9 protein-coding genes are annotated in these 11,795 nt (G+C 59.0%); 3 read left to right on the top strand and 6 right to left on the bottom strand.

Annotated elements, in window-relative coordinates:
- Positions 1-21: 21 nt before the first annotated feature.
- Entirely contained in the window at positions 22-255 is a 234-nt protein-coding gene (locus TRM7557_RS18390; RefSeq protein ID WP_058291695.1) for a sulfurtransferase TusA family protein, read from the top strand.
- A gap of 79 nt (positions 256-334) precedes the next feature.
- Here TRM7557_RS18390 and TRM7557_RS18385 read toward each other — a convergent pair whose 3' ends face one another.
- From TRM7557_RS18385 to purC, 6 genes are all read right to left on the bottom strand, one after another.
- Entirely contained in the window at positions 335-3,430 is a 3,096-nt protein-coding gene (locus TRM7557_RS18385) for an Rne/Rng family ribonuclease (RefSeq protein ID WP_058291694.1), read from the bottom strand.
- 559 nt (positions 3,431-3,989) lie between these two features.
- Complete coding sequence (locus tag TRM7557_RS18380) at positions 3,990-5,327, bottom strand: sigma-54-dependent transcriptional regulator (RefSeq protein ID WP_058291693.1); 1,338 nt, start codon at positions 5,325-5,327, stop codon at positions 3,990-3,992.
- A gap of 25 nt (positions 5,328-5,352) precedes the next feature.
- On the bottom strand, positions 5,353-7,032 hold the full coding sequence (locus TRM7557_RS18375; RefSeq protein ID WP_413081168.1) for a sensor histidine kinase: 1,680 nt from the start codon (positions 7,030-7,032) through the stop codon (positions 5,353-5,355).
- Positions 7,033-7,212: 180 nt separating this feature from the next.
- Positions 7,213-7,881 carry a phosphoribosylformylglycinamidine synthase subunit PurQ gene (gene purQ, locus TRM7557_RS18370; RefSeq protein ID WP_058291891.1) on the bottom strand — a complete coding sequence of 223 codons (669 nt, stop codon included), beginning with the start codon at positions 7,879-7,881 and terminating at the stop codon, positions 7,213-7,215.
- Positions 7,881-8,111 carry a phosphoribosylformylglycinamidine synthase subunit PurS gene (gene purS, locus TRM7557_RS18365; RefSeq protein WP_058291691.1) on the bottom strand — a complete coding sequence of 77 codons (231 nt, stop codon included), beginning with the start codon at positions 8,109-8,111 and terminating at the stop codon, positions 7,881-7,883. Before purS ends, purQ begins: the two co-directional genes overlap by 1 nt.
- Before the next feature lie 109 nt (positions 8,112-8,220).
- Complete coding sequence (gene purC, locus TRM7557_RS18360) at positions 8,221-8,982, bottom strand: phosphoribosylaminoimidazolesuccinocarboxamide synthase (protein ID WP_058291690.1); 762 nt, start codon at positions 8,980-8,982, stop codon at positions 8,221-8,223.
- Positions 8,983-9,361: 379 nt separating this feature from the next.
- On the opposite strand from purC, the gene TRM7557_RS18355 reads away from it, so the two are divergent.
- Positions 9,362-9,679: a DUF1476 domain-containing protein gene (locus TRM7557_RS18355; RefSeq protein ID WP_058291689.1), complete on the top strand. Its 318-nt coding sequence runs from the start codon at positions 9,362-9,364 to the stop codon at positions 9,677-9,679.
- Positions 9,680-9,793: 114 nt separating this feature from the next.
- On the top strand, positions 9,794-11,731 hold the full coding sequence (locus tag TRM7557_RS18350; protein ID WP_074941949.1) for a phosphatidylglycerol lysyltransferase domain-containing protein: 1,938 nt from the start codon (positions 9,794-9,796) through the stop codon (positions 11,729-11,731).
- The last annotated feature ends 64 nt before the right edge of the window (positions 11,732-11,795 follow it).

The raw sequence follows: 11,795 nt of genomic DNA, 5'->3' as shown, positions 1-11,795 counted from the left end.
TCCTGCCCTATCACATTTCTTATGACAGATATTGCTGAAACATTGGACGCTTTGGGGCTGCTGTGCCCCCTGCCCGTCCTAAAGGCCCGCAAACGCCTGAAGGCGTTGCCGGACGGTGCTGTGCTCAAGGTGCTGGCGGATGACCCGGCGGCCATCGTCGACATCCCGCATTTCTGCAATGAAGCCAGCCATGGGTTTCTGGGCCTGAGCGAAGAAGGCGGCCACCAAAGCTACTTGATCCGCAAGGGCGGCTGAGGCGTTTCGCCTTTGCACGCGACATTAAAAAAGGCGGGCCCTCGGGACCCGCCTTTTTTCTTTTGGGTTGGGCCGTCGATTAACGGCCAGCTGACCACCAACCGCGGCGCTTGGGCTTTGGCGCTTCTTCGACGTCCGGCTTTGCCGGAGCTTCGGCTGCCACTTCAGCAATCTCTTCCACGGCCTCAGGCGCAGCATCCGAAGAAACCAACGCCGGTTCTTCGACTTTGACCTCTTCTGCCGGAGCTTCCACAGCCTCGGCGGTCGCCTCAGCAACGGGTTCTACTGGAGCCTCAGCAACCTGTTCGACTTCTGCAACCGCGTCTTCCACCACTTCTGCCTCAGCGACCTCTTCAACCGGCGCAGCCTCTGCATCGGCCTCTGTCGCGGATGTATCCGTGGCTTCGGCTTCTGTTGTTTCAGCTGTGTCAGGCGTGTCTGCCTCTGACGTTTCGGCCTCAACAGGTTGCTCGGTTTCTGCGTCGGCAGATTGCGCACCCTCTGCTGCGGCGTCTTCAGCCTGTGCTTCGGTTGCCTCTGCTTCGGGGGCTTTCTTGCGGGACCGGCTGCGGGTGCGGGTGCGTTTGCGCTTTTTCGGCGCTTCGTCCTCGGCCCCTTCTACTGGCTTCGCCTCGCCCTCATCCTCGGCGGCAGTCTCCGCCTCGGAGCTCTCGGTCGCAGCATCAGCCTCTTCGCCAGAGGTCTCGCCGTTTTCACCGGACTCGCCGTTTTCACCATTGCCGTTCTTGCGGCGACGACGGCGACGACGACGGCGTTTTTTCTTGTCGCCCTCTTCCTCACCTTCGGGTGTGTCCACAACCTCAGCGGTCTGGATTTCTTCCTCGGGGACCTCTTCCGCCTCGAGCTCTTCTGCGTCCACCTGATCCATCAGAGATGCATCAACAGAGACCACAGCAGCCGGAGCCGCCTGAACCTTGCGAGACGCGGTCTTGAACTTCTCGAGTGTGAAGTCCGGGCTGACCAGATGCGGGTCGCCTTCGATGCGCACGGACATGCCATAACGCGCTTCGATCTGGGCGATGTGTTCGCGCTTCTGGTTCATCAGATAGTTGGCAATATCGACCGGGCATTTCACCAGCACTTCACGGGAACGACGGCGGGTGCCCTCTTCCTCGATCTGGCGCAGGATAGACAGCGCCATGCTGTCGTCTGAACGGATCAAGCCGGTGCCATGACAATGCGGGCACGGCTGGGTTGTGGCCTCGATCATGCCGGGACGCAGACGCTGACGGGACATTTCCATCAGACCAAAGCCCGAGATACGGCCCACCTGAATGCGGGCGCGGTCGGTCTTCAGCTTGTCCTTCATCCGCTTTTCGACGGCGGCGTTGTTCTTACGCTCGTCCATGTCGATGAAGTCGATGACAATCAGACCAGCAAGGTCGCGCAGACGCAGCTGGCGGGCCACCTCATCGGCGGCTTCCAGATTGGTCTTCAGCGCGGTTTCTTCGATCGAGCCCTCTTTGGTTGCACGACCAGAGTTCACGTCGATTGCCACCAGCGCCTCGGTCACGCCGATCACGATGTAGCCACCAGACTTCAGCTGCACGGTCGGATTGAACATGCCGCCAAGGTAGGTTTCCACCTGATAGCGCGCAAAAAGCGGCAGCTGGTCCTGATAGTTTTGAACGTTCTTGGCATGGGACGGCATGATCATTTTCATGAAGTCCTTGGCGTTCCGGTAGCCGCGCTCGCCTTCGACCAGAACCTCATCAATCTCGCGCGAGTAAAGATCGCGGATCGAGCGTTTGATCAGATCGCCTTCTTCGTAGATCTTTGCGGGCGCAATGGATTTCAGCGTCAGTTCGCGGATTTGCTCCCACATACGCTGCAGGTATTCATAGTCGCGCTTGATCTCGGATTTGGTGCGCTTGGCACCGGCGGTGCGCACGATCAGGCCCGCGCCGGTCGGCACGTCCATCTCGGTTGCGATTTCTTTCAGTTTCTTACGGTCGACAGCATTGGTGATTTTGCGAGAGATGCCACCGCCACGTGCGGTGTTGGGCATCAGCACGCAGTAGCGACCTGCCAGCGACAGATAGGTGGTCAGAGCCGCGCCTTTGTTGCCGCGCTCTTCTTTGACAACCTGAACCAGAAGGACCTGACGGACCTTGATAACCTCTTGGATCTTGTACCGACGCGGACGCGGTTTGCGCACCGGGCGAATGTCCTCGCTGTCGTCTTCATCCGCAACGGATTCGATGCTGTCGTCTTTGGATGCGGCGTCTGCTGCTTCTTTGTCACCATCGTCTTTGTCGTCAGCCTCGTCACCCTCTTCAGGAGAGGCTTCTTTGGCGTCGTCCTCAGAGACATCTTCGGACGTCTCTTCCGATGTGTTTTCAGCTGTCTCTGCCGCAGGTGCGTCAGCAGCGTCTGCGTTTGCCTCTTCCGCGGCACCCTCGTCAGACGCGGCGACCGCATCTTCGGTGGGGGCCGTTGCTTCGGCGATCACCTCTGTGCTGTCAGCTTCGCCTTCAGCCGTCTCTGCCTCGACGGGGGCATCAGAGCTCTCTTCCGCGGTGGCATTTGCAGCAGTGGCTTCTGCATCGGTGGGTTCTTCAACCGGGGTTTCCGCCACGGTTTCCATGGGCGAGGACCCTTCGGGAACCTCAGCCAGATCACCCTCCACATCGGCCTGATCTTCGGTCAGGTCGATGGTCTCCATACCAGAGATTTCGGCCTTCGATATTTGCGCGCCGTCCTCAGCCGGGATTTCGACTTCTTTGGTTTCCACCAGATCGTCGTTTTCAACGCGGGCCGCTTTGGTTTCAGATCTGTCACCACGCGAACGACCACGACCGCGCGAGCGAGACTTGCGCGGTTTCTTTTCGTCTTCTTCGTCGTCACGGGCGCGCATCGCTTCCGCATAAGCGCGTTCTTCTTCCATCAGCGCTTCGCGATCCGCGACCGGGATCTGATAGTAGTCCGGGTGGATTTCAGAGAACGCCAAAAACCCGTGACGGTTTCCGCCGTAATCAACAAAAGCAGCCTGAAGGGACGGTTCGACCCGGGTTACTTTTGCCAGATAAATGTTGCCAGCCAGCTGGCGTTTGTTTTCAGATTCAAAGTCAAATTCCTCAACTTTGTTTCCATCTACCACTACAACGCGGGTTTCTTCCGCGTGTGTGGCATCGATAAGCATCTTTTTTGCCATTAGTCCTTGGGATGCACCAACCTTGCGCACGCGTATGGGACGCAGGGCGCGAGACAGCGCTGCTGCCTGGCGGCCCGGCATCAAACATACGGTTCAAGGGGTGTCTTGTCAGGGCGATGGGAGAGCGCGCGGTGCACGGGGCCTTGCCGGATAAAATATCCGGGCTCACTGCCGCCATGCTCAAGTCTGTCGCGCGTATCATCGCGTTTCTTCTCCGACAGGTGGGATGTCCCGAACCCTGCCCGTTATTTCCTACCCGGCTTTAGCCGGGACAGGTGTCACTTGCTGCCTTGGGTAAAGCAGCGAACTGTACCGTTTCGGATTTCTCGGCGAAGGCCGGACAAAATCCTGAAACTGTAAATCTCATCATCGGACATGACTGTTTCGCCTGCCCGTCTTTTGAACATAAGGCCTGTGGATAGGTAAAGACAATGGTCATTCGGTGAGCCATGCCTTTATTTCGACCTTTCGCCCACCCAAGACGCAAAAAGCCTAATAAATTGTGTAAATTACAGGAATTTTGACAGGGAGGCGGCCAATTTGGCCGCCTCGGAAGTCATCAGACCAGATAGTCCGAACGCTGCAGGCCATATTTGGCCATTTTCTCGTTCAGGGTGCGGCGCGGAAGGCAGAGTTCATCCATCACACTGGCAATAGAGCCCCGGTGCCGACGCATTGTATTGTCGATCAGCATACGCTCGAACGCTTCCACATATTCCTTCAGCGGCTTGCCTTCTGTGGTCATCACCGGCTGCATCTCGTCGTGGTCCGACATCAGCAGCGACGCAATGGTGCCCGATCCCCGACGCGACTGCAGCACCGCGCGTTCTGCCACATTGATCAGCTGGCGCACATTGCCCGGCCAAGGGGCCTGCAACAGTTGCGCGGCCTCCTGGGCGGCAACCGCTGGTGCATCACAGCCGTATTCCTCGGAAAACTGCTCGGCCAGACGGGTGAACAGGGTCAGAATATCCTCGCCCCGCTGGCGCAGCGGCGGCACGGTGATTTTCAGCGCAGCCAAACGATAAAACAGATCCGGCCGCAGCACGTCTTCAGAGGTTTTGCCAGCCTCCTGAAGGTTCGAAATCGCAATGATCCGCGTCTCGCCGGGGATGCCCTGTTCGTTGATGAAACTCAGCAGCTTGGCCTGCAGGCTCTCGCTCAGCGCTTCGACATCTTCCAGAACCAAAGTACCACCTCGCGCGGCTTCGACCGCAGGCAGCTGGCTGTCTTCCGGCAGCATCGGACCAAACAGGCGTTTGGCCAGCGCGTCCTCTTCCAGCGCCGCACAGGACACCAACACAAACTTCTTGCCCGCCCGGCTGCCCACCGCATGGAGCGCATGGGCCACAAGGGTCTTGCCGGTGCCGGTTTCGCCATCAATCAGCACATGACCATCGGCCTGCCCCAGATCGAGGATCTCTTCGCGCAGCCGCACCATGGCCGGGCTAGAGCCGATGAGTTTTTTCATCAGCTGGCTACCATCGGACAGCTCGCGGCGCAGCGCCCGATTGTCCAGCGTCAGACGCCGCGCGTTGGATGCGCGCTTGGCCAGTTCTGACATGCGGTCCGGGTTGAAGGGTTTTTCAAGGAAATCAAACGCCCCGACCCGCATGGCTTCGACCGCCATGGGCACATCGCCGTGACCGGTGATCATAATCACCGGCAGGGCGCTGTCGGTGCCCATCAGTTTTTTCAGGAACTGCATCCCGTCCATGCCCGGCATTTTAATATCCGAGATGACAATGCCAGGGTAATCCGGCCCCAGCGCCTTCAGCGCGTCTTCGGCGCTGCCAAAGGTTTCGGTGTCATAGCCGGACAGTGCCAGCCATTGGCTGATGGACTGGCGCATGTCCTGCTCGTCGTCCACGATCGCAATCTTCATCGCCTGAGCCATTGTTCAACTCCGTTTTAGATGCCGCTTATTCCGCGGCTTCGATCCCATCGACCAGGATCGGCAATTGCATTTCAAACACAGCCCCTCCTGCCGCGCCATTGCGGGCGGTGAGCCGTCCCCCTAGGTCGTTCACGATCCCTGAGGAGATGGCAAGCCCCAAGCCCACGCCATCGCCCGGCTGCTTGGTAGTGTAGAACGGTTCGAACAGATTGTCGAAATCGGTAATTCCGTCGCCATTGTCGCGCACGGAAAGGGTCGCGGTTTCCCCCGCGGCAACAAGGATTTCCACCTCGGGTTCTTCCACAGATTTGGTGGCATCCAAGGCATTGCGCAAGAGGTTCACCATCACCTGTTCAAGCCGCATACGGTCGGCCATGACAAGCACTGGTTCTTCGGGCAGAAGGCGGGTGATTTTGACGTGTCGCTGGCGCAGCTGTGGTTCCATCATCGCAAGGGACGACCCCAGCGCATCGCCAATGTTTACTGGGGCAAAGTCATCTCCGCCCTTGCGCGCATAGGATTTCAGCTGGCGGGTAATTGCCCCCATGCGTTCAATCAGATCATCAATGCGCCCGAACGAGGAAAGCGCCTCTTCGGGGCGGTTGCGATTGAGCAGAAGCCGCGCGCCCGCAAGGTAGGTTTTCATCGCTGCCAGCGGCTGGTTCAGCTCGTGGCTCACCGCTGCTGACATCTCGCCCAAAGCCGCCAGTTTGGAGCTCTGCGCAAGGCTTTGTTCCGCCACTTGAAGGGTCTTTTCGACCCGTTCCCGTTCGGCGATTTCCCGCTGCAGCCGCGCATTCAATACGCGAAGCTCCGCCGACTCCCGCTGGAACAGCGCCATGCGCAGGGCGGTTTTTCGGCTCAGCGCATAGAACGCCAGCGCCAGAAGGATCGCGAATCCCATGATTTCCAAGGCGATGACTGCGTTCACCTGCTCGCGGATCGAGGCATAGGTGGTGTAGGACATCATGCGCCAGCCCTGAAACGGCACGCGGGTCTCCAGCCGCATCACCGCCTCGCCCTGCAGATAGGCATCGGGCGGCAGCGCGGTCCAATCGGCGGTCGCGCGGATGGCCCGCTGAATGGCGCCAATCGGCGTCTGATGGCGCAGGGCCTCTTTTTCCGACACACCGCGCCAGCGCGCCTCGGTGGCGAGCACCACAACACCTTCGCTGTTGGTGACCATCACCGCATCAGAGATGCCCGCCCAGGCGCGTTCGAACTTCTGAAGGTCGACCTCCACCATGATCACGCCCAGCGTGCCAGAGCTGTCCACCAGCTTGCGGGAGTATGTAAACAGATAGCCCGAGACCTCGCGGGGGATCACTGAGAACACAGTGCGCTCGGCCCGGACCGCATCGACGAAATAGGCCTCATTGCGATGCGTTTCACCAAGCTTGTTGCGGTTTGTCGCCGCCACGGTGCGCCCGTCCTTGTCCATCAGACTGATGGAGGCCGCGCCTATCTCGTCCACAAAGGAAATCAACCGCTGGGTGGAAAGCGAAAAATCCTGGCTCTGCAAGGCAGAGATCAGTGCCTGATCTCGGGCCAAAAGCTGCGGTACGATTGCGTGACGGCGCAATTCGCTGACCAGGTTCCCGGAATAAAGCGCAAGGCGCAGCTCCGCCCGGTTACGGGTGGTTTCCGTAAAGCTGTGCGTTAAGGTTTTATTGGTAAACCAAACAATCGCCCCCGCCGCGATCATAAAGGCGACAAGTGCAAGGCGCACACGCCAAGAGATCGTGCGCGACACCGGTGCACGGGCGCGTTTCTTTCGTTTCGAAGAGGGCGAACCCGAAACTTTGGGTGATGACGGCAACTGATCGGAAGGGGCACTCATGTTAACACTCTAAGTGCCCCGTCCAATAGGAACAAGCAGCGCGGTTTAGGCGTTTGCAAAGATACCGGACAATGCGCGGAACATTGCCGTGCCATCGGTGCCACCATGGCCGTCATCCGCCGCCCGCTCGGGGTGCGGCATCATGCCCAGCACACGGCGGTTTTCAGACAGGATGCCTGCGATATCCGCCACCGACCCGTTCGGGTTTTCAGCATAGGTAAAAGCGATACGATCTTGATCCTGCAGCATTTTTACAGTCTCTGCATCGGCAAAATAATTGCCATCGTGGTGCGCGATTGGGATGCCGATCTCGTCGCCAACCGAATAGCCCTGCGTGAAGGCGCTGTCTGCGGTTGCCACTTTCAGATCCACAGTGCGGCAGATGTATTTCAGCCCCGCATTGCGCAACAGCGCACCGGGCAGAATGCCGGTCTCTGTCAGGATCTGGAAGCCGTTGCACACCCCAAGAGCGTAGCCGCCACGTTTGGTGTGCTCGACCACCGCCTGACAGATCGGGGACTGGGCCGCAATTGCACCGCAGCGCAGGTAATCGCCATAAGAGAACCCACCGGGCACGCCAACAATGTCCACGCCTTCCGGCAGGGCGCTGTCTTTGTGCCAGACCATGGAAACCTCGAAACCGGCCTGTTCAAACGCAACCGCAAGGTCGCGGTCACAGTTCGAACCCGGAAAGACAACAACCGCCGCCTTCATCATGCCATCTCGATGCTGTAGGATTCGATCACGGTGTTGGCGAGCAGCTTTTCGCACATCTCGGTCACATCAGCCTCGGTTGCGCCTTCGGCCAGATCGAGATCGATCACCTTGCCCTGACGCACGCCTTCGACCTTGTCAAAGCCCAGAGCGCCGAGCGCGTGGCGCACGGCCTCGCCCTGCGGATCCAGAACCCCGTTCTTCAACATCACATGCACACGTGCCTTCATACCTGTCTTCCTCTGGTCGGCGTGTTGCGCCCTGCCCCATGGGACAGCAGCGCGTTCGTAGTCGAAAATGCAAAAACCCGCCTCGCAAGGGCGCGCGGCGGGTCTTCTTTTAGTTCACCAATGTCGGCTTGCTGGGCGCCGGCGGGTTGTTGGGCATCACGCCCAGACGCCGCGCCACTTCGCTGTAGGCATCCGTCAGGCTGCCAAGGTCACGGCGGAACACATCCTTGTCGAGCTTCTGGCCCGTTTCAATGTCCCACAGACGGCAGCTGTCAGGGCTGATTTCATCGGCAATGACCAAACGCTGGAAATCACCATCATAAATGCGGCCGATTTCAATCTTGAAGTCCACCAGGCGAATGCCAACCGCCAGGAAGATCCCGGACATAAAGTCATTCACACGCAGCGCGAGGCTTAGGATATCATCCATGTCCTGCTGGCTGGCCCAGCCAAAAGCGGCAATATGTTCTTCGGTGACCAGCGGATCACCCAGCGCGTCATCTTTGTAGCAGTATTCCACGATCGGACGGGGCAGCTGTGTGCCCTCTTCCAGACCCAGGCGTTTGCACATGGATCCCGCAGCATAATTGCGCACGATCACTTCCAGCGGCACGATTTCGCAGCTGCGGACCAGCTGTTCGCGCATGTTCAAACGCTTCAGGAAATGAGTCGGCACACCGATCTGGGCGAGACCCAGCATGAAGAATTCGCTCAGGATGTTGTTCAGAACACCTTTGCCCTCGATGACGTCATGTTTCTCCGCGTTGAAGGCGGTAGCATCATCCTTGAAGTACTGGACGATGGTTCCGGGCTCGGGCCCTTCATAGAGGGTTTTTGCCTTGCCTTCGTAAATCTTTTTGCGACGCGCCATGGAAAGCCTTTCCGAAAAGGGGGATGGGAATCTGCACCCGTGCGTGCGCACCTATTACGGCAAGGGAAAGCTTGCCGCAAGCACGACTGTCACAAAGTGTAAACCCCGCAAGAAAGGAGAAGACCTTTCTCGTTTTTGCTAAAATCACACGCATTCGCACCCTTGGGATACCAATTCGCGTTACTCTTTGTTTAGCACCTCTGGCTAGGGTGGAGGCAACCCCGCAGATGACTTCTGTCATCGCCTTCGCGTGGTGGGACCAGTGGATTGCACCGCGGACCCGGCCCAGAATGGCAGACCGCAACTTTCAGTTTATCGTCCAAAAATCGGGCATTTCTGATAGTCTTCTCTTAGGTGCAACATGACAGGAGGAACCGTCATGACCACATTCGACGACCGCGAAAAAGCGTTCGAGAACAAATTCGCGCATGATGCCGAACTAAAATTCAAGATCGAGGCCCGGCGTGACAGCCTGCTGGGGCTCTGGGCTGCCGAAAGGCTTGGCCTGACCAAAGACAAGGCCGAGGACTATGCGCGATCCGTGATCACTGCGGATCTTGAACAACCCGGCGACCAGGACGTTCTGGAGAAGCTCTCCAAAGATCTGTCTGGACTGGTCGATCAATCCGCCATCAAGGATAAGATGGCAGAATTTTTGGAGCAGGCCACTGCTGAAATAGCGGGCCTCGAAAGATAACGCGTCAAAGGGCCGCCGGCCGGGAGTCCGTGCGGCCCTCGCAATCTCCTTGTTACCCAGTGCGGCACTGCCTTATAAGCGGCTGCCATAACCCCAATGGCAGGCGCCCGATATATGACACGCAAGCTGGTCAACACCCTTTCTGCATCAAAACTGTTCCGCATCGTGGCCCCATTGGCCATTACTGCGGTCTGTTTGGTCATTTTGGCGCATAAAGTTGCCCTGCCCCCCGTGGCAGAGCTTTGGGCGCTGACCAGTCAGATCCCCGTTTTGAATTGGATTGGCGCTGTCCTGGCAACTGCACTGAGCTTCTGGTCACTGGGGCGGTATGATGCCGTCGCTCACCGCCATTTGCGCACCGGGTTTGACGATCGTCTCACAAGCCGTGCGGGCATCGCCTCTATCGCCTTTTCGCAAACCGTGGGATTTGGCATTTTCACTGGCGCCTTTGCGCGCTGGCGGCTGCTTCCCGGTCTGTCACCGCTGCAAGCGGCACAGCTTACCGGGTTTGTCGGGGTCACGTTTCTTTCTTCTCTTGCGCTGATCTGTGGCATCGCGATGGTTCTGACAGCGAAATCCGCCAATACAGCCCTCCTTGGCGCGCTCATCCCGATCACTCTGCTGGCGTTTGCCGCCCTATGTTTCCGGTTTCCCAACTGGCAGATCGGCAAGAGGACAGTGCGCCTGCCGTCGCTGCGTGCCCTTGGCGCGCTGAGCATTTGGACCTTTGTGGACATTGCCGCCGCAGGCACCGCGCTGTGGCTTTTGCTGCCTGTCGGCCATGGTCTGTCGCTGCTGGATCTTCTGCCCGCCTATTTCATCGCGCTGGGTCTGGCCATTGTGTCGTCTTCCCCCGGTGGCGCAGGGCCGCTTGAGCTGGCCCTTTTGGCGCTTTTGCCTGCAATTGAACCGGCCACGCTGGTTGCCGGTCTGCTGGCCTTTCGCATCATCTACTATGCGCTTCCCGCCACACTTGCCGGGCTGGTTCTGCTGTGGCCTGACAGACTGAGCTTTGGCCTGAAGGCGCAGACGCCCGACTATCTTGGCGAACAGGATCGCCCTGCCACGTCCCTGCGGTTTGAACGTCCTCAAGCGGAGAGCGGCATTATCCTGCAAAACGGCGGTCACGTTCTCGCCGCTGGTTTGAACAAGCTGGCGGTGCTGGACAGCCCGCAGGTTTCGGTGGCTTTCTTTGATCCGCTATTGGGTCAGAATGAAGAGGTGCCGAGCGCCCTTGCCCGCCATGCCCAGCAGCACAACACAGTGCCCTGTTTCTACAAATGTTCCGCAACCATGGCGCTGGCGACGCGCAAACAAGGCTGGAAGGTCTTGCGCATTGCCGCCGATGCGATTGTGAACCCGCAAACCTATACCGATGCCGGATCCTCCCATCGCCAATTGCGCCGCAAACTGCGCCACGCCGAAAAGGCCGGGCTGAGTGTCGAGGCACAATGGGGGGAGCTGCCCCTTCAGGAGATGGCAGAGGTTGATGCCACCTGGGTCGCCCAACACGGTCGCGCGCTTGGGACGTCCATGGGACAATTTGAAGGCACCTACCTGAGCCAGCAGCTTGTGTTTCTTGCCCGCCAGAACGGTCGCCTGATCGCGTTTGTCAGTTTTCATCGCTGCGCGAACGAATGGGCGCTGGATTTGGTGCGGATGGTGCCCGGTGCGCCTGATGGCACGGGCCATCTGATGATCCGAAAAGCCATCGACGCGGCAAAAGAAGCCGGGCTTGATCGCCTGTCGCTGTCAGCGGTTGCCGATCATCGGTTTGCCCATCGACTGGACGGCGGCTTGCGCCGGTTTAAAACCTGCTTTGCCCCCCGTTGGGAACCGCGCTATATCGCGGCCCCGTCCTGGAGCGCCCTGGCCTTGGCCCTTGCGGAACTGGTCCGCTTGATCCACCGCCCCGCGCCCGTTGCCCCGGTGTCAGCTTTGGCGATGTCGGGTCAGCCCACACAAGAAAACGCGGCGCAGTCGTCTTCTGACGACGCTGTGCCTCATATTGATCATGAAGAAAATGCGATTGCACTTCGTCGCACGGCGTGACACAGGGTCCTGATCAAGGGCGCACTGTGTCCCCGACGCGCCAAAACTGCACGATCTACGGGAA

Source organism: Tritonibacter multivorans, from assembly GCF_001458415.1.
Taxonomy (GTDB): Bacteria; Pseudomonadota; Alphaproteobacteria; order Rhodobacterales; family Rhodobacteraceae; genus Epibacterium; species Epibacterium multivorans.
The sequence above is the reverse complement of the archived record's forward strand: the minus strand, read 5'-3'. Positions and strand labels throughout refer to the sequence as shown.